Source organism: Trinickia sp. Z7 (assembly GCF_056498045.1).
This window is the reverse complement of the sequence record NZ_JAUEQW010000015.1, coordinates 30,624-49,145: the sequence shown is the minus strand read 5'-3', so window position 1 is coordinate 49,145 and position 18,522 is coordinate 30,624. Positions and strand designations below refer to the sequence as shown.

The 18,522-nt window shown below is 63.7% G+C and carries 18 protein-coding genes and 1 tRNA gene; 14 read left to right on the top strand and 5 right to left on the bottom strand.

The features are described from left to right. Positions 1-20: 20 nt before the first annotated feature. Genes QQS38_RS21450 through QQS38_RS21435 form a run of 4 tightly spaced genes read right to left on the bottom strand, consistent with a single transcriptional unit; the run spans position 21 to position 2,355 of the window. Positions 21-560 (bottom strand): RDD family protein, encoded by a 540-nt coding sequence (locus QQS38_RS21450; protein ID WP_479647368.1) that lies wholly within the window; start codon positions 558-560, stop codon positions 21-23. Between the two features lie 23 nt (positions 561-583). Continuing rightward, a complete protein-coding gene (locus QQS38_RS21445; protein ID WP_479647367.1) occupies positions 584-1,348 on the bottom strand; it encodes a DUF3106 domain-containing protein in 765 nt (254 codons plus the stop codon). Between the two features lie 21 nt (positions 1,349-1,369). Further along, on the bottom strand, positions 1,370-1,795 hold the full coding sequence (locus QQS38_RS21440) for a DUF3619 family protein (protein ID WP_479647366.1): 426 nt from the start codon (positions 1,793-1,795) through the stop codon (positions 1,370-1,372). Beyond that, entirely contained in the window at positions 1,792-2,355 is a 564-nt protein-coding gene (locus tag QQS38_RS21435; RefSeq protein ID WP_479647365.1) for an RNA polymerase sigma factor, read from the bottom strand. Before QQS38_RS21435 ends, QQS38_RS21440 begins: the two co-directional genes overlap by 4 nt. Before the next feature lie 367 nt (positions 2,356-2,722). Here QQS38_RS21435 and QQS38_RS21430 point away from each other — a divergent pair, with 367 nt between their 5' ends. The 6 genes from QQS38_RS21430 to QQS38_RS21405 all read left to right on the top strand — a co-directional run bounded on the left by QQS38_RS21430 (position 2,723) and on the right by QQS38_RS21405 (position 9,841). Beyond that, complete coding sequence (locus QQS38_RS21430) at positions 2,723-4,486, top strand: acetolactate synthase 3 catalytic subunit (RefSeq protein WP_479647438.1); 1,764 nt, start codon at positions 2,723-2,725, stop codon at positions 4,484-4,486. Positions 4,487-4,610: 124 nt separating this feature from the next. Then, entirely contained in the window at positions 4,611-5,102 is a 492-nt protein-coding gene (gene ilvN / locus QQS38_RS21425; protein WP_102646316.1) for an acetolactate synthase small subunit, read from the top strand. Positions 5,103-5,198: 96 nt separating this feature from the next. After that, positions 5,199-6,215 carry a ketol-acid reductoisomerase gene (gene ilvC, locus QQS38_RS21420; RefSeq protein ID WP_479647364.1) on the top strand — a complete coding sequence of 339 codons (1,017 nt, stop codon included), beginning with the start codon at positions 5,199-5,201 and terminating at the stop codon, positions 6,213-6,215. Positions 6,216-6,423: 208 nt separating this feature from the next. Next, positions 6,424-7,062, top strand: coding sequence for a phosphatidylserine decarboxylase (locus QQS38_RS21415; protein ID WP_479647363.1), 639 nt, complete (start codon positions 6,424-6,426; stop codon positions 7,060-7,062). 21 nt (positions 7,063-7,083) lie between these two features. Further along, complete coding sequence (gene pssA, locus QQS38_RS21410; protein ID WP_479647362.1) at positions 7,084-7,971, top strand: CDP-diacylglycerol--serine O-phosphatidyltransferase; 888 nt, start codon at positions 7,084-7,086, stop codon at positions 7,969-7,971. Between the two features lie 325 nt (positions 7,972-8,296). Further along, positions 8,297-9,841, top strand: a complete 1,545-nt coding sequence (locus QQS38_RS21405; RefSeq protein WP_479647361.1) for a 2-isopropylmalate synthase — start codon at positions 8,297-8,299, stop codon at positions 9,839-9,841. Positions 9,842-9,976: 135 nt separating this feature from the next. On the opposite strand, the gene QQS38_RS21400 is transcribed toward QQS38_RS21405, so the two are convergent. Continuing rightward, on the bottom strand, positions 9,977-10,480 hold the full coding sequence (locus tag QQS38_RS21400) for a hypothetical protein (RefSeq protein WP_479647360.1): 504 nt from the start codon (positions 10,478-10,480) through the stop codon (positions 9,977-9,979). Between the two features lie 224 nt (positions 10,481-10,704). On the opposite strand from QQS38_RS21400, the gene QQS38_RS21395 reads away from it, so the two are divergent. The 8 genes from QQS38_RS21395 (at position 10,705) to QQS38_RS21360 (ending at position 18,499) form a co-directional block, all read left to right on the top strand. Continuing rightward, positions 10,705-12,021: a branched-chain amino acid ABC transporter substrate-binding protein gene (locus QQS38_RS21395; RefSeq protein ID WP_479647359.1), complete on the top strand. Its 1,317-nt coding sequence runs from the start codon at positions 10,705-10,707 to the stop codon at positions 12,019-12,021. Between the two features lie 139 nt (positions 12,022-12,160). Next, the gene (rpsO, locus tag QQS38_RS21390) at positions 12,161-12,430 is read left to right on the top strand and encodes a 30S ribosomal protein S15 (RefSeq protein WP_479647358.1); all 270 of its coding nucleotides are present in this window, start codon (positions 12,161-12,163) and stop codon (positions 12,428-12,430) included. 470 nt (positions 12,431-12,900) lie between these two features. Next, complete coding sequence (gene pnp, locus QQS38_RS21385) at positions 12,901-15,051, top strand: polyribonucleotide nucleotidyltransferase (protein ID WP_479647357.1); 2,151 nt, start codon at positions 12,901-12,903, stop codon at positions 15,049-15,051. Positions 15,052-15,170: 119 nt separating this feature from the next. Further along, the gene (locus tag QQS38_RS21380) at positions 15,171-16,187 is read left to right on the top strand and encodes an NAD(P)H-quinone oxidoreductase (RefSeq protein WP_479647356.1); all 1,017 of its coding nucleotides are present in this window, start codon (positions 15,171-15,173) and stop codon (positions 16,185-16,187) included. A 354-nt stretch (positions 16,188-16,541) separates the two neighbouring features. After that, positions 16,542-17,321 (top strand): triose-phosphate isomerase, encoded by a 780-nt coding sequence (gene tpiA / locus QQS38_RS21375; protein WP_479647355.1) that lies wholly within the window; start codon positions 16,542-16,544, stop codon positions 17,319-17,321. Positions 17,322-17,396: 75 nt separating this feature from the next. After that, positions 17,397-17,768 carry a preprotein translocase subunit SecG gene (gene secG / locus QQS38_RS21370; RefSeq protein WP_479647354.1) on the top strand — a complete coding sequence of 124 codons (372 nt, stop codon included), beginning with the start codon at positions 17,397-17,399 and terminating at the stop codon, positions 17,766-17,768. 115 nt (positions 17,769-17,883) lie between these two features. Then, positions 17,884-17,968, top strand: a tRNA-Leu gene (locus QQS38_RS21365). Between the two features lie 171 nt (positions 17,969-18,139). Next, positions 18,140-18,499, top strand: coding sequence for an NADH-quinone oxidoreductase subunit A (locus QQS38_RS21360; protein WP_479647353.1), 360 nt, complete (start codon positions 18,140-18,142; stop codon positions 18,497-18,499). Positions 18,500-18,522 lie beyond the last annotated feature (23 nt).

The window sequence follows — 18,522 nt, the reverse complement described above, 5'->3', positions numbered from 1 at the left end:
CGGGCGGCGCCCGGCGCCGGTTAGCCGCGCGCGAAGATCAGGCGCGTGCCTGCGAGGCGGTCGTGCGGGAACTGCCGCGCCGGATCGAGGCGAGCGGCGGCGGCCCAAAGCACGAACCAGACGAGCGCTGCGGCCAGCGTGCCGGGCACGGAGACATGAAGCAGCGGATGCAGCGCGAGCGGCGGCAGAAACCAGAGCCAAGTGGCGAAATAGCGGGCGAGCGCGCGGCCCAACGTGGGCGGCCGGCCGCTGTGCGCGGCGACGAGCTTGAGCCGCCAGGTCTTCATCGGCAGCGTTTGGCCGCCGCGGGTCCAGCACCAGACGAAATACACGCCCACGACGAACGCGATCCAGGCTGCGAGCAAGTTGTGGTGGGTGAGGCCGTTGCGTTGTTGTGTCAGCGTGCCGAACAGATAGCCGGCGAAAAACACGATCCCGAACAGCAACACGCCCTCGTAAAGGAGAGCGGCCAGTCGCCGCCGGATCGTCGGCGCGCCGGCCGATGCGGCGCACGGCGCCGCTTTGGTCGAGGGTGGCGGGTTCGGTGCGTGAGCGGACATGTCGAGCTTTCGCCTGCCGGCGCTTACGCGCCGCGGAAGACGGAGGGGGCGTCCGAGGGCGACATCGGCGTCGGCGGCACCGGCACCGCGGGGTTGATGGCGCCGGATGCGCCCGAGGCCGATGCCGGCGGCGCGATAGTGGCGCTGGCGGCGCTCGTGGCGGCAGCGACGGAAGCGCCGCTTGCGCCCGGCGGCGGGTTCACGAGCCGGCTCAAGCCGCGAATCTCGCTGCGCTGGCCCGAGGGCGGCGCGCTCACGACGGTAGGCCGGCGCTTGCGTTCGATCGCGGCAAGTTTCGCCTTCTGTTCGGGCGACAGTTCCTGATAGGCCTGCCAGGCTTTTTGCCGGGTTTGCGGCGGCAACGCTTTGGAAACTTGGTAGTTCTCGCGCGCGACGCGCCGCTGATCGGGCGTCATGCGTACCCATTCGGCCATGCGTTCATGCAGTCTTTTTTGTGCTTCAGGCGACATCTTCGCGAAACGCGATGCGATCTTGATCCATTTTCGCTTGCGTTCGTCGCTGAAGTTATCCCATTCGGCTGCGAACGGCGCGAGCGCCGCATGCTGCGCGTCGGTGAGATGCGCCCATGAGAGCGGATTGGTATCGACGGCGAGCGGGGGGAATTCGACGACGGACAGCGGTGCGGGCGCGGACGATGCGCCGCCGTGAGCGCCCGCCGCCTGCGGCGCGTTCGGGCGTTCGAAGAATCGAGGGTAGGTGGCCGCGAACGCGACCGCGGCCGCGATCGTTGATCCGAACAAAACGGCCAAACCGCGCTTGTAGCTCACCCGATCGATCTCCCGCCCGCGTTAGCGCGCACGCGACAAATACGCGTTGAAGCCGTGATCGAGGTACGCATTGAGCGGCAAATCGTCGCTGAGCATCGCGGCATCGATATCGGCCAACTCGGCGGCGCGTTGCGCGTTCTCCCAGTAGGCGATGAGCGCGACGCCGCCAAGCAGCGCGACGACGGGCCAGACTCGCAGCACACGGCCGAGCGGCGACAGACGGCGCTTCGGGCCGGGGCGCGGCGCATCGAACGCCGCCCCGGCAGGGGCGAGCACCGGCACGAAGGCCGCTGCGGCGACGGTTTCGGGCTTTTTGCGTGCGAGCGCGAGACGGCGCGCGCCGGCAAGCCGGTCGAGCGTCGTGGCGGACAATCCGGCCGCGCTTTCGTCGAGCGCGCGGCGAACCTTGCCCGCGAACTCGATTTCTTTATCGGGAGCGGAGCTCATAGCGTAATTCCTTTGGCCTTGAGCGCGGCCGCTAACGTGTGCGTCGCTCGCGAGCAGTGCGTTTTTACGCTGCCCTCGGAGCAGCCCATCGCGGCGGCGGTCTCGGCGACATCCATATCTTCCCAATAACGCATGAGAAACGCCTCCCGTTGACGCGCCGGCAATTTTTGGATCTCTCCGTCGATCAGGCTGAGCACTTGCTCGCGCTCGAGCTTTTGCTCGCTGCTCTGGCCGGCGCTCGAGCCTTCCTCGGCCGCGATCGTCTCGAGCGGATCGAATTCCTCGTCCTCGCCGCTGCCGAGCGACGAAAACAGGCTCACCCACGTGTTGCGCACCTTCTGACGGCGAAAGAAGTCGTGCATCACATTCTGCAAGATACGCTGAAATAGCAGCGGAAGCTCGGCAGCGGGGCGATCGCCGTATTTTTCGGCGAGTTTGATCATCGCGTCCTGGACGATGTCGAGGGCGGCGTCGTCGTCGCGCACGGCGTAGACGGTGTGCTTGAACGCGCGCCTTTCGGCGCCCGCCAGAAAATCGGCGAGTTCCTTGTCTGATGCCATCCGAGGGGGCGGCGTGAAATTTCCGCCAGAGCCGTAATCGATTGAAAAAATGTCGTAAAACCCGCGGATGCTAGCAAATTTTCGAGATAGTGGGGATGACTCTGGCCTCGATTGGCGCTCGGCGCGTTGTATTTGGGTGGAAAACGACGAGTTCGGGGCGCAACGGACCAGGGCGCCCGGTGCAATTTTGCTTGACCGGAAGACGTACAACCGATAAGGTCTCCGGTTCGCAACATAAGTGACTTGTCTCTTTTTGGGTGGGCCCATGAAGCTCGCCCGTCAAAGTGGACGCGCCGCTTGAACCCGAGCCACAAGCCCGGCAGAGAGCACCCGATCAATTTTTTGCCGAAAATTCGAAAGGTGAATGATGAACATGCCCAGCGCGGAATTCTCCACGTCGGATACCACTCCTTCCCACGAAGCCGATTCGATTGGCGCCACCGTGCTCATGCGCGCACTGGCCGACGAAGGCGTCGAGGTGCTTTGGGGCTATCCCGGCGGCGCGGTACTGTATATCTACGACGAACTCTATAAGCAGGACAAAGTGCAGCACGTGCTCGTGCGCCACGAACAGGCCGCCGTGCATGCTGCCGACGCCTACTCGCGCTCCACGGGCAAGGTCGGCGTCTGTCTCGTGACGTCGGGGCCCGGCGTGACGAACGCCGTCACCGGCATCGCGACGGCCTACATGGATTCGATCCCGATGGTGATCATCAGCGGGCAGGTGCCAACGGCCGCGATCGGTCAAGACGCCTTCCAGGAGTGCGACACCGTCGGCATCACGCGTCCTTGCGTCAAGCACAACTTCCTCGTGAAGGACGTGCGCGAGCTCGCCTCCACCGTCAAGAAGGCCTTCTACATCGCGCGCACGGGGCGTCCCGGGCCGGTGTTGATCGACATCCCGAAAGACATTTCCAAAACGCCTTGCCAGTACGAACCGGTCAAGAACGTTTCGCTGCGCTCGTACAATCCGGTCACGAAAGGTCATTCGGGCCAGATCCGCAAGGCGGTGTCGCTGCTGCTCTCGGCCAAGCGCCCCTACATCTACACGGGCGGCGGCATCATCCTTGCGGACGCCTCGCGCGAGCTCAATCAATTCGCCGATTTGCTCGGCTATCCCGTCACGAACACGTTGATGGGGCTGGGCGGCTACCGTGCGAGCGACAAGAAGTTCCTCGGCATGCTCGGCATGCACGGCACGTACGAAGCCAACATGGCGATGCAAAATTGCGATGTGCTGATTGCGATCGGCGCGCGCTTCGACGATCGCGTGATCGGCGATCCGCAGCACTTCTCGTCGCGCCCGCGCAAGATCATCCACATCGACATCGATCCGTCCTCCATCAGCAAGCGGGTGAAGGTGGACATCCCCATCGTCGGCGACGTCAAGGAAGTGCTCAAGGAACTGATCGAGCAGCTTCAGCATGCCGAGCACGGACCCGACACCGAGGCGCTCGCGCAATGGTGGAAGGACATCGAAGGGTGGCGCGCGAAGGATTGCCTCAAGTTCGACCGTAAGAGCGAGATCATCAAGCCGCAGTACGTCGTCGAAAAGCTCTGGGAGCTGACCGACGGCGAAGCGTTCGTCTGCTCCGATGTCGGCCAGCACCAAATGTGGGCCGCGCAGTTCTATCGCTTCAACAAACCGCGCCGCTGGATCAACTCCGGTGGGCTCGGCACGATGGGCTTCGGCCTGCCGGCGGCGATGGGCGTGAAGATGGCGCACCCCGATTCGGAAGTCGTCTGCATCACGGGCGAAGGCTCGATCCAGATGTGCATTCAAGAGCTGTCCACCTGCAAGCAATACGAGACGCCCATCAAGATCATCTCGCTGAACAACCGCTATCTGGGCATGGTGCGCCAGTGGCAGCAGATCGAATACAGCAAGCGCTATTCGCATTCCTACATGGATGCGCTGCCCGATTTCGTGAAGCTGGCCGAGGCATACGGCCACGTGGGCATTCGAGTTGAAAAGACGGCCGATGTCGAGCCGGCGCTCAAGGAGGCGCTGCGCTTGAAGGATCGCACCGTGTTTCTCGATTTCCAGACCGATCCGACCGAAAACGTCTGGCCGATGGTTCAAGCCGGCAAGGGCATCACCGAGATGCTGCTCGGCGCCGAGGACCTCTGACCACACCTATCGGGCGCTAGCCTGCGCTCGCTCGCGAAAGCGTCCTCACGAAGGGCGTGTGCTCGCGAGGCGAGAGGGGCCTGGCGCCGCTGGCAATCGACATCTGGATAAACGGGAAAGCAACATGAGACATATCATCTCCGTCTTGCTGGAGAACGAACCGGGTGCGCTTTCGCGCGTGGTCGGCCTGTTCTCGGCTCGCGGCTACAACATCGAAACCTTGACGGTGGCGCCGACGGAAGACCGTTCGCTGTCGCGCTTGACCATCGTCTCCATTGGCTCGGACGACGTGATCGAACAGATCACGAAGCACTTGAACCGCCTGATCGAGGTGGTGAAGGTGGTCGACTTGACCGAAGGCGCCCACATAGAGCGCGAGCTGATGTTGATCAAGGTGCGGGCGGTCGGCAAGGAACGCGAAGAAATGAAGCGGATGGCGGATATCTTCCGCGGCCGCATCATCGACGTGACCGAAAAGACCTACACGATCGAATTGACGGGGGCGAGCGACAAACTCGACGCCTTCATCGAAGCGCTCGACGCCGCCGTGATTCTCGAGACCGTTCGGACGGGCAGCTCGGGTATCGGGCGCGGCGAGCGTATTTTGAAGGTGTAACGAGCGGCACGACGCAGCAACCGATCGGCGCCCGCCGCAACGTGCGGGCGCTTTCAACGAATTTGACGAATACCGATTTAACGCGAAGGAACCGACATGAAAGTTTTCTACGATAAAGACGCCGACCTCTCCCTCATCAAAGGCAAGGATGTCACGATTATCGGCTACGGCTCGCAAGGCCATGCTCACGCGCTGAACCTGAAGGAAAGCGGCGTGCGCGTGACGGTGGGTCTGCGCAAGGGTGGCGCATCGTGGAAGAAGGCCGAAGGCGCGGGCCTCACGGTCAAGGAAGTGGCCGAAGCCGTGAAGGGCGCGGACATCGTCATGATGCTGTTGCCCGACGAGCAGATCGCCGAAGTCTACAAGAGCGAAGTGCACGCGAACATCAAGGAAGGCGCGGCACTCGCGTTCGCGCACGGTTTTAACGTCCATTACGGCCAAGTCATCCCGCGCGCCGATCTGGACGTCATCATGATCGCGCCGAAGGCGCCGGGCCACACGGTGCGCGGCACCTATTCGCAAGGCGGCGGCGTGCCCCACCTGATCGCCGTGGCGCAAGACAAGTCGGGCGCGGCGCGCGACATCGCGCTGTCGTACGCGGCGGCCAACGGCGGCGGCCGTGCCGGCATCATCGAGACGAACTTCCGCGAAGAAACCGAAACCGACTTGTTCGGCGAGCAAGCCGTGCTGTGCGGCGGCACCGTCGAGCTCATCAAGGCCGGTTTCGAGACGCTGGTCGAAGCGGGCTATGCACCCGAGATGGCGTACTTCGAGTGCCTGCACGAGCTCAAGCTCATCGTCGATCTGATCTACGAAGGCGGCATCGCCAACATGAACTACTCGATCTCGAACAACGCCGAATACGGCGAGTACGTGACCGGCCCGCGCGTCGTCACGGAAGAGACGAAAAAGGTGATGAAGGACGTCCTGAAGGACATCCAGACGGGCGAATACGCCAAGAGCTTCATTCTCGAGAACCGCGCCGGTGCGCCGACGCTGCAATCGCGCCGCCGCTTGATGGCCGAGCATCAGATCGAGCAAGTCGGTTCGAAGCTGCGTGCGATGATGCCTTGGATCGCCAAGAACAAGCTCGTCGATCAATCGAAGAACTAAGGCGGCCAGCCAGCCGTCGCGCCGCACGCATGCGGCCCGACGGCGCGGCAAAGCCCGCGCCCGCAAGGGGTTCGCGCTGGCGTTGCCGCGCCGCGACGGCCTCGCGCCGCGGCTCGCCGGTGAGAATCCCCCAAGAAAGCCGTCCCGTGCGTCTCGTACGGGGCGGCTTTTGCTATCCTAGTGGTTTTACAAAAAGTCGAAACGATCCATGAATTACCCACATCCGATCATCGCGCGCGAAGGCTGGCCGTTTATCGCGATCGCCGCCGTCGTTGCGTTGTTGATCCATGCGGTCGCGGGGTTCGGTTTGGCCTGGCCGTTCTGGCTGCTGCTGATCTTCGTCGTGCAGTTCTTCCGCGACCCGCCGCGGGCGATTCCCACGCAAGCGAACGCCGTGCTGTGCCCCGCGGACGGGCGCATCGTCGCCGTGGAAACGACGCGCGATCCATACGCCGATCGCGAAGCGCTCAAAATCAGCGTATTCATGAACGTCTTCAATGTGCATTCGCAGCGCTCGCCGGTGGACGGTGCGATCACGAAAGTGGAATATTTCCCGGGCGCCTACTTGAACGCCGCCATCGATAAAGCCTCGGTCGAAAACGAACGCAATGCGATCGTGATCCAGACCGCGAGCGGCCAAACGGTCACGTCGGTGCAGATCGCGGGCCTCATCGCGCGGCGTATTCTTTGCTACGTGCGTGCCGGGGAGCCGCTCGCACGCGGGCAGCGCTACGGTTTCATCCGCTTCGGGTCGCGCGTCGACGTCTATCTGCCGCTCGGCAGTCGCGCGAAGGTGTCGATCGGCGAAAAGGTGTTCGCCTCGTCGACGATCCTCGCCGAACTCTGACGCGGCCAAAGGGAGAGTTCGATGGCCGCTTTCAAACCGCGTCGCCCGCGCACCGGCGCCACGCCGTTGCCGCGTCCGTTCCGGCGCAATCCGTTTCGCCGCAACAAGACGCTCGGCGCCGATTCGGCGCCTGCCGAAAGCCGGCGCGCCGCGCGCCAGCAGTTCTTGCGCACGCGGGGCATCTACCTGCTGCCGAACGCATTCACCACGGCGGCGCTCTTTTGCGGCTTTTTCGCGGTCGTGCAAGCGATGAACGTGCGCTTCGAGATCGCCGCCATTGCGATTTTCGTGGCGATGGTGCTCGATGGCATGGACGGGCGCGTCGCGCGCATGACCCACACGCAAAGCGCGTTCGGGGAACAGTTCGACTCTCTATCGGACATGGTGTCGTTCGGCGTCGCGCCGGCGCTCGTCATGTACGAATGGGTGCTGAAAGACCTCGGGCGATGGGGCTGGCTTGCCGCCTTCGTTTACTGCTCGGGGGCCGCGCTGCGGCTTGCGCGCTTCAATACGAACATCGGCGTGGTCGACAAGCGCTTCTTCCAGGGGCTGCCGAGCCCGGCTGCCGCCGCGCTGATTGCGGGCTTCGTTTGGCTCGCCACCGACAATCGCGTGCCCCTCAAGCTCGTTTGGCTGCCGTGGGTGGCGTTCGCGCTGACGGTGTATGCGGGCGTGACGATGGTCTCGAACGCACCGTTCTACAGCGGCAAGGCGCTGGACGTGCGGCATCGGGTGCCGTTTGCGGCGATTTTGCTGGTGGTCGTCGCGTTCGTGCTCGTTTCGTCGGATCCGCCGTTGATGCTGTTCGGGCTGTTCGTGCTCTATGGGCTTTCGGGTTACGCGTTCTGGGGCTACATGGCGGTGCGCGGGCGCGACAATCCGGCCCGCTCCGCGCCGCACGAACACTAAAAAAGGGTCATGACGCGCATGCTGCCGCCCCGGGTGCGCGCGTGGCGCTCGCGGGGCGCACGCGCCGCCCGGTCCGAGGCGATTGCGCGAAGCGGCGAATGCCGCTATAGTCGGCGACATGTCGATTTTGACCTTCCCCCGCCTATCCCTCCTAGCCAGTGCGCCTCTACGCGCGCTAGCGCTAGCGCGCCTACCGCGCTAATCGTTCTCGCCCCCGTCTGCCTCGTTCGTTGTTCGGCGTCGCCAGCGGTGGCGGCAACGCCCGAATTCCGTTTTCGCATTGCATTGCACATCCCGAAAGCAAACGTCCCCCTGGAGACATGACATGGCAGACAAGCTGATTATTTTCGACACGACGTTGCGAGATGGCGAACAGTCGCCCGGCGCGTCGATGACGAAAGAAGAGAAGATCCGCATCGCGAAGCAGCTCGAGCGCATGAAGGTCGACGTGATCGAGGCCGGTTTCGCGGCGAGCTCGAACGGCGATTTCGACGCGATCAACACGATTGCCTCGCTGATCAAGGACAGCACCGTCTGCTCGTTGGCGCGCGCCAACGACAAGGACATCCAGCGGGCCGCCGATGCCCTGGCGCCGGCCGATCATTTTCGTATCCATACGTTCATTGCGACTTCCCCGCTGCACATGGAGAAGAAGTTGCGCATGACGCCGGAGCAGGTGTACGAGCAGGCGCGTTTGGCCGTGCGCTTCGCCCGCAAATTCACGAACGACGTCGAGTTCTCGCCTGAGGACGGCAGCCGCTCGGATATGGATTTTCTGTGCCGTGTGCTCGAAGCGGTGATCGACGAAGGCGCGACGACGATCAATATCGCCGATACGGTGGGCTACGGGGTGCCCGAGCTTTACGGCAATCTCGTGAAGACGCTGCGCGAGCGCATCCCGAACTCGGACAAGGCCATTTTCTCCGTGCATTGCCATAACGATTTGGGCATGGCCGTGGCGAACTCGCTGGCCGGCGTGAAGATCGGCGGCGCACGGCAGGTGGAATGCACGATCAACGGCCTGGGCGAGCGAGCGGGTAATACGGCGCTCGAAGAAATCGTCATGGCCGTGCGCACGCGCAAGGACTATTACGGTTTGGAGCTCGGCATCGACGCGACGCAGATCGTGCCGGCCTCGAAGCTCGTCTCGCAAACGACCGGCTTCGTGGTGCAGCCGAACAAGGCAGTGGTCGGCGCCAATGCGTTCGCGCATGCGTCGGGCATTCACCAAGATGGCGTGCTCAAGGCGCGGGACACCTACGAGATCATGCGTGCGGAAGACGTGGGCTGGAGCGCCAACAAAATCGTGCTCGGCAAGCTCTCGGGCCGCAATGCATTCAAGCAGCGCCTGCAAGAGCTCGGTATCGCGCTCGAGAGCGAGGCGGATTTGAATCAGGCGTTCGCGCGCTTCAAGGAGCTCGCCGATCGCAAGGCCGAAATCTTCGACGAGGACATCATCGCCATCGTGACCGAGGAATCGGCGGCGGCGCAGGAGCGCGAGCATTACAAGTTCGTGTCGCTGGCCCAGCATTCGGAGACGGGCGAACGCCCGCACGCGCGCGTGGTGTTCTCGGTGGACGGCAAGGAAACCGTGGGCGAGGCGCGCGGCAACGGGCCGGTCGATGCGACGCTCAATGCGATCGAAGGCGAGGTGGGCAGCGGCTCCGAGTTGCTGCTTTACTCGGTCAATGCGATTACGACGGGCACGCAGGCGCAGGGCGAAGTGACGGTGCGCCTGTCCAAGAGCGGGCGCATCGTGAATGGCGTCGGCACCGATCCCGATATCGTCGCGGCTTCGGCGAAGGCGTATATTTCCGCGCTCAATAAGCTCCATGGGAATGTGGAGAAGTTGAACCCGCAAGGCGTCTGACGACGCAGCGCCGGTTCGCCGCGAAGCCCTCGACCGGCATTGGCCACCGAGGGCTTCGTGCTTTTCCACGGTAATCCGGCAGCGGGGCGCAGAGCAGCGGGCGTGAGCATGCGCCTCGCCTTGTCGCCCATCCCGTCAAAACAACCGATTCCGATCCGGCTCGTGCAGCGGGTCCGGCGTCTTTTGCGTGAGCCGTAAGATGCCCTGCGGATCGAAATAGAAGTGATAAAGCTGGTACCACACGTTGTCTTCGAGATAGCGGTAGGTCCAGACCTCGCGCTTCATCAGCGGAAAGTACGCTGTCTCGACCGGCCGCCCGAAGTTCACGAGGACGTCCTGCTTCGTCCACGTGCCGATCTGCGCTTTATAGAACTCGCTCGGCTGCAGGACTTGCCGCACCGTGACGATCTTTCCCGCCGAATCGACGTCGGCGGCCGTCGTCTCTTCGCCCATCGGCTGAGTCGGCCACATGAGCCGCTTGCCGCCGTCGGGCAGATCGTAGATTTCGCGCGGCGGCCCGAGGCGCGCAACGAGCGCGGATTGATCCTCGCCACGCGCGAAACCTTGCCACGGCTGCGCGCAGCCCGAGAGCGCGAAAGCTGCGGCGCAAACGAGTGCGACCGATAGACGCTTGGACATGAATTTCTCCGTTAACTCCCAGAGCGGCGTTTTACCACGGGGTCGGGATCTTTGGACAGAGCGCGAGCGCCGCGGATAGCGCGAAGGCGGCATGTAATCGAGCGGGATTCCCTCAACGCGTGCCGTCGATTCGGCTTTGACCGGAGTGCACCCGCTATCGCACTGCTTGCGATCCGCCATGCTCGCAGCCTATGATCCGCGCTTTCGGACAGTGAGGAAAGCGGATGACGAGTCAATGGAAGAAATGGGTAGCGATCGCGCTCGCGTTCACCGCGATTACCGCGCCGGCCACGCGTGCGAACGCGCAAACGCCGCACGCACCGATCCGGCTGGCGCTGATCGAAGGCATGTCGGGGCCGTTCGCCGACGCCGGCGCGGCCGTCGAGCGCAACGTCCGGTTTGCGATCGAGCGCGTCAATGCGCGCGGGGGCGTGACGCTCCCCGACGGCGCGCATCCGCTCGAACTCGTGGTGCTCGATAGCCAAGGCGGCGTCGAGCAAGCGCTCGTCCAATTGCGCGCCGCGACCGATCGCCATATTCCTTTCGTCCTGCAGGGCAACGGTTCCGCCGTCGCGGCGGCGTTGGTCTCGGCCATCGACAAGCAGAACGCGCGCGAACCGGATAATCGAACCTTGTTCTTGAACTATTCGGCGGACGATCCCGCGCTCACCGGTGCGTCTTGCAGCTTCTGGCATTTTCGCTTCGACGCACATGCCGGCATGCGGATGAATGCGCTCGCCGACGTCATCGCGCGCGACAAGTCGGTCAAGCGGGTCTATTTGCTCAATCAGGACTACAGCTTCGGACACGACGTCAGCACGCTCGCTCGCGCAGCGCTGGCGGTCAAGCGCCCGGACGTGGCCGTCGTCGGGGACGAGTTTCACCCGATCGGCCGCGTGAAGGATTTCACGCCCTACATCGCCAAGCTGCGCGCGAGCGGGGCCGACGCCGTCGTGACGGGCAACTGGGGCAACGATTTGGCGCTGCTCGTCAAAGCCGCGCGCGAGCAAGGCTTCGCCGGCAAATTCTATACGTTCTACGGCAACAGCCTCGATGCGCCGGCCGCGATCGGCGAGGCGGGCGTTGGCCGGGTGCTGGCCGTCGCGGATTGGCATCCGAACGCGGGCACGGCGGCCCCGCCGGCCGAGCGGCTCCCGCATGCCGACGCATCGGCTTCGGACGCGTACTATGCGGCGTTTCGCGCCCGCTTTCCGAGCGCGCACGACGATTACGCGCTGCTGCGCATCGACGTCATGATCGAGATGCTGGCCGATGCGCTCACCCGCGCGCGCAGCACCGACGCCGTGGCGGTGGCCAAGGCATTGGAAGGCGCGCAATACGACAACGGCTTCGCCCAGGCCAAGATGCGCGCCGACGATCATCAGTTGATCCAGCCCCTCTACGTGATCGAGATGGATAAGGCGGGCACGGCGGGCGTTCGTTTCGACAACGAGGGCTCGGGCTACGGCTTCCGCACGGTGCTCGTGTTGCCGCCGAACAAGACGCAGATCCCAAGCGAATGCAAGATGAAGCGGCCCTGAGGGCCGGCCGGCGGCAGGCGGAGCGGCCCGCAGGGGCGGCGCCTCTCCCGCTCACCGGTTGTGCTACAATGCGCGCTTCGTCGTAACCCACGGCACGGCCTTTCTTCCGTGACCGCTTGTTTGTTTTAAAGGAAATCAAATGTCCGTAGCTGAAACCAAGAAGTCCGACATCGTCGCGCAATTTGCACGCGGCACGAACGATACGGGCTCGCCCGAAGTCCAAGTCGCGCTGCTCACCACGCGCATCAACGAATTGACCTTGCACTTCAAGGCGCACACGAAGGATCACCACAGCCGCCGCGGTTTGCTGCGCATGGTGAGCCGTCGTCGTAAGCTGCTCGACTACCTGAAGGGCAAGGATGCCGACCGTTACCGTTCGCTGATCGAGAAGCTGGGTCTGCGCAAGTAATCGGCCGTCGCCGCTTTATGCAAGATGCCTGTGTCAGTGCGCTGATACAGGCATTTTGTTTTTCGTCGATCGCACTTGGCGCATCGCGTGTCGACCGGGGTTCGTGCGTTGGCAGCGGCCCTGGCCCTCGGTAGAGCATTGAGCGCCGTGCCGCGCGAAACGCAATTGCGCTTCGCGCCGGGGCGGCGAGCGCAGTTCAACGAGACTGAACGCCACAGGTTGCACGTGTGCGTGAGGTCGGCCCCGTGGCGTGCCGTTTGCGCTGCGGGACGGTTCAGAACCGCCGGCAAAGGCGGGCAGAGCTTTGTGTCATTCCAGCGCGGCGAGCAAGCCTTTGAATCGCTGGGCGCGGCGCTGGAATGGCATAACACTACTCTTCCCGCAGGTGCGCCGGCTGTCGGCGCCGCTTAGCGATGCGTCCCGCATCGGGGCGGCGAACCCAAACAGATGAAAAAAGAGAAGGAGTGACTATGTCCATGTTCAACAAAGTCGTCAAAGAATTCAAATGGGGACAACACAACGTTCGCCTCGAAACGGGTGAAGTTGCGCGCCAAGCCTCGGGCGCCGTCATCGTCGACGTCGAAGACACGGTCGTGCTCGCGACGGTCGTCGGCGCGAAATCGGCCAAGCCGGGCCAGGACTTCTTTCCGCTGACGGTCGACTACATCGAGAAGACCTACTCGGCAGGCAAGATCCCGGGCGGTTTCTTCCGCCGCGAAGGCCGTCCGTCGGAGCACGAAACGCTCACGTCGCGCCTGATCGATCGTCCGCTGCGTCCGCTGTTTCCCGAAGGTTTCTATAACGAAGTCCAAGTCGTCATTCACGTGCTGTCGATCAACCCGGACGTGCCGGCGGATATCCCCGCGCTGATCGGCGCATCGGCTGCGCTCGCCATCTCGGGCCTGCCGTTCAACGGCCCCGTGGGCGCCGCCCGTGTCGGGTACCTCAACAACGAATACGTGTTGAACCCCACGCGCGAGCAGTTGAAGGATTCGAGCCTGGACCTCGTCGTGGCCGGTACCGAGCGCGCGGTATTGATGGTGGAATCGGAAGCGGATCAACTGCCCGAGGACGTGATGCTCGGCGCCGTCGTGTTCGGTCACGAGCAAATGCAAACGGCGATCGACGCGATTCACGAACTCGTGCGTGAAGGCGGCAAGCCGGAATGGGATTGGCAGCCTGCGCCGAAGGACGAGGCGTTGATCGCGCGCGTGACCGAAATCGCCCACGGCGAGCTGGTCGCCGCATACCAGTTGCGCAACAAGCAGCAGCGCTCGACGAAGCTGAAGGAAATCTACGCGCAAACGAGCGCCAAGCTCGACGAGCAAGCGCTGGCCGCAGGCCAGATGCCGGTCGACAAGACGGCCGTGGGCAACATCTTGTTCGACATCGAAGCGAAGATCGTCCGCAGCCAAATCCTGAACGGCGAGCCGCGCATCGATGGCCGCGACACGCGCACGGTGCGTCCGATCGAAATCCGCACGGGCGTCTTGCCGCGTACCCACGGTTCGGCGCTGTTCACGCGCGGCGAAACGCAAGCGCTCGTCGTCGCCACGCTCGGCACGAAGGGCGACGAGCAGATCATCGATGCGCTCGAAGGCGAATACCGCGAGCGCTTCATGCTTCACTACAACATGCCCCCGTTCGCGACGGGCGAAACGGGCCGCGTCGGCACGCCCAAGCGTCGTGAGATCGGCCACGGGCGCCTGGCGAAGCGTGCGCTCGTCGCATGCCTGCCGAGCGCCGAGGAGTTCGGCTATTCGATCCGCGTCGTGTCGGAAATCACCGAATCGAACGGTTCGTCGTCGATGGCTTCGGTTTGCGGCGGCTGTCTCGCGCTGATGGATGCCGGTGTGCCGATGAAGGCGCACGTGGCCGGTATCGCGATGGGCCTCATCCTCGAGGACAACAAGTTCGCCGTGTTGACCGACATCCTCGGCGACGAAGATCACCTCGGCGACATGGACTTCAAGGTGGCCGGCACGGCCGACGGCGTGACGGCGCTGCAGATGGACATCAAGATCCAAGGGATCACGAAGGAAATCATGCAAGTCGCGCTCGCACAGGCGAAGGAAGGCCGCATGCACATCCTGGGCAAGATGAAGGATGCCGTGGCCGGTGCGAGCACGGAATTGTCGGCGTTCGCCCCGCGCATGATCACGATCAAGATCAATCCGGAGAAGATTCGCGACGTGATCGGCAAGGGCGGTTCGGTCATCCGCGCCCTCACGGAAGAAACGGGCACGACGATCGACATCTCCGACGACGGCGTCGTGACGATCGCGAGCACGAGCAGCGAAGGGATGGCTGAGGCCAAGCGCCGCATCGAGGCCATCACGGCCGACGTCGAAGTCGGCCAGGTCTACGAAGGCACCGTGCTCAAGCTGCTCGAGTTCGGCGCGATCGTGAACATCCTGCCGGGCAAAGACGGCTTGCTGCACATCTCCGAAATCGCCAACGAGCGCATCAAGGACATCAAGGACTACCTCACCGAAGGTCAGCACGTGAAGGTCAAGGTCATCCAAACGGATGAAAAGGGCCGCGTGCGTCTGTCGTCGAAGGCGCTCCTGAACGAAGGCGGCGCAGGCGCCGCCCCGTCGGAGCCGGCGCCGCAGCAGTAACGCGTCGCCGCCTCCGGGCGCTAGAACGGCCGGCCGCTTTCCAAGCGCGCCGGCCGTTTTTTCATCAGAATAGGGCCGTTTCCATTTTCCGTTCCTCGTTCGACTGCCTCGGAGGTGCTGTGAAAGCGATCGAAATTACCGAGTTCGGCGGGCCCGAAGTGCTGGCGCTGGCCGAACGGCCAATGCCCGCGCCCGGCGCCGGCGAGGTGCTCGTCAAGGTGTCGGCCTCGGGCGTGAATCGCCCGGACGTATTTCAGCGTAAGGGCGCCTATGCGCCGCCGCCGGGCGTATCCGACTTGCCTGGGCTCGAGGTGGCGGGTGAAATCGTGGGCGGCAGTCTCGACAAGCACAACCCCTTCGGACTCAAACTGGGCGAGCGCGTGTGCGCGCTCGTCGCGGGCGGCGGCTATGCGCAATTCGTCAATGTTCCGCTTGCGCAATGTTTGCCTGTCCCGCGCGGCTTGAGCGACATCGAGGCGGCCGCGTTGCCGGAAACCTTCTTCACCGTCTGGAGCAACGTGTTCGATCGCGCCCAACTGGGTGCGGGAGAAGGCGGTGCGAACGAGACGCTGCTCGTGCAGGGCGGCTCGAGCGGCATCGGCGTCGCTGCGATACAGATCGCTCACGCGTTGGGCTTGCGCGTATTTGCGACCGCCGGCACGGCGGAGAAATGCAAGGCCTGCGAAGCGCTCGGCGCCGAGCGTGCGATCAACTATAGGTCGGAAGATTTCGTCGAAGTGGTGAAGTCCCTCACGAACGACCGCGGCGTCGACGTCATCCTCGATATGGTGGCAGGCGGCTATGTGCCGCGCGAACTGTCGGCGCTTGCCGACGGCGGCCGGCTCGTCATCATCGCGTTGCTGGGCGGCGCGAAGGCGGAAGTGAACCTGAGCGAGGTGCTGCGGCGGCGCTTGACCATCACGGGCTCGACGTTGCGCCCCCGCTCGATCGACTTCAAGGCGAAGATCGCCGCACAACTGAAAGAGCGCGTATGGCCGCTCGTCGAGGAGGGCCGGATCAAGCCGATCGTCTATCGCGTGCTGCCCGCCAGCCAAGCGGCCCAGGCGCATGCGCTGATGGAAAGCGGCGAGCACATCGGCAAGATCGTGCTCGATTGGAGCGGCGAGGCCCAATAAGCGGCGCGGGCTGGGTCGAAACACTGCCGCGATGTGGGCGCGGGCCTTGTCCCGAGCGGGAGCCGAGCGTTCCCCTGCTCGGCGCGCGGCCCGCGCCGACGCGTCTCGCGCCGGCCGCGCAGTCGCGGCTGCGCGGTCCGTTTGACCGGCTCCGCCAAGGCACAGTAAAATTGCGCGTTTTGCGTTCGCCTTCGCGCGATCGCTTGGCAACGGCTTGGCGCGGGCGGACAGCTCGTACGGTCCGGCGAGAATGCGGCGGCGGCACGGCAATATCGGCTCGGCGCCTAGGTCCATGCGAGGTGGCGCGAAGCACGGCGGCCTGGCCGCCGGCAAGACACGATACACGGGCGAGACATGTCGAAACAGCGAGTGAAGTGGGTGGTCGGCAATTGGAAGATGCACGGGCGTCTGGCGGATAACGCAGCGCTCTTGCAAGCGATTGCCGAAGGGGCGGGTGCAATGACCGCTGCCGTGCGCATCGGCGTTTGCGTGCCTACCCCTTATCTCGCGCAAGCGCAGGCGCAACTCGCGGGCAAGCCGCTCGCATGGGGCGTGCAAGACATTTCCGTGTACACGCATGGCGCCTATACCGGCGAAGTCGCTGCCGAAATGGCTGTCGAATTTGGCGCCACGCTCGCTATCGTCGGCCATTCGGAGCGTCGCGCCTATCATGCGGAAAGCTCCGAGCTCGTCGCGGCGAAAGCGCGACGAGCGCTCGAGGCCGGCCTCACGCCGATCGTGTGTATCGGTGAAACGCTGGACGAGCGAGAGGCAGGCACGACGGAGGCGGTCGTGGGCGCGCAACTCGGCGCCGTGCTGAACCTGCTGTCGGTGGAAGAAGCGGCGCGCGTCGTCGTTGCCTATGAGCCGGTCTGGGCCATCGGCACGGGGCGCAGCGCGACGGCTCAGCAAGCTCAAGAGGTGCATGCATTTCTGCGCGCGCGCCTGGTGCAAAAAGATGCGGCGCTCGCCGGCGTGGCGTTGTTGTATGGCGGCAGTGTCAAGCCTGAGAATGCCCAAGAACTGTTCGCGCAAGCGGATATCGACGGCGGCCTCATTGGCGGCGCGTCGCTCAAGAGTCAAGATTTCCTCGCAATTTGCGCGGCGGCGGCAACGGCGAGCCAAGCTGGCTGAAAGTCGAGCGCAACTGCGAAGCGGTGTTCGGGGCAAACCGCGCCGGGCGCTGAAACCTCCTATTAGGTGAGTCAGATGCTGTTTTTCAAAACGTTGATCATCGTCGTGCAGCTGTTGTCGGCACTGGGCGTCATCGGCCTTGTGCTGTTGCAGCATGGCAAGGGCGCAGATATGGGTGCGGCATTCGGTAGCGGGGCTTCGGGCAGCTTGTTCGGCGCCACCGGCTCGGCGAACTTTCTGTCGCGCACGACCGCGGTCCTCGCAGCAATTTTCTTTGCCACGACGCTGACGCTGACCTACCTCGGCTCGTACAAGTCCAAGCCGTCTGCGGGCCTCTTGGGCGCGGCGCCTGCGCCGGTCGCATCGGCCGTGGTGGCGGCTTCCGCGCCGGCGGCGTCGGCGCCCGCGGCCGCTCCCGCTCCGTCCAGCAACGCCGTTCCGAAGTGAGAAATTTCGCATAAAGTCGCATTTGTGCGTTGAACAATCCTAGGGAACACGTTAGAATTTAAGTCTTGAAGCGATTCGCGGGTTTCGACGAGTTGTGTCCCGGATTGCAGTTAGTGCCGACGTGGTGAAATTGGTAGACACGCTATCTTGAGGGGGTAGTGGCGAAAGCTGTGCGAGTTCGAGTCTCGCCGTCGGCACCAAAGTTATCCAATGCCAGCCGCTTGCTTCGCTTCGGCTGGCATTGTCACTTCTGGGGTCATGCTTACGTCTTCCATGCGGTGTACCTTGCGAAGGCGAGTAGGACGAAGTGATTTTCTGTAGGGGTGGGACCGATCCCTACGGTACTCAGAACCAACCGAAAGAGGATAGTCTTGAACCTCGCAGCCTACTTCCCCGTATTGCTCTTCATCCTTGTGGGCGCCGGTTTAGGCATTGCACTTGTCGCCATCGGCAAGGTCCTCGCCCCGAGCCGCCCCGACAATCAAAAGAATTCGCCGTACGAGTGCGGCTTCGAGGCATTCGAAGACGCGCGCATGAAGTTCGACGTGCGCTACTACCTCGTCGCAATCCTGTTCATCATTTTCGATCTCGAGACCGCGTTCCTGTTTCCGTGGGGTGTCGCCCTGCGTGACATCGGCTGGCTCGGCTTCATGGCGATGATGATTTTCCTGCTCGAACTCTTGCTTGGTTTCGCCTATATCTGGCGCAAGGGCGGGCTCGAGTGGGAGTGATGGGTTAATCGCCGGTTTCTCGC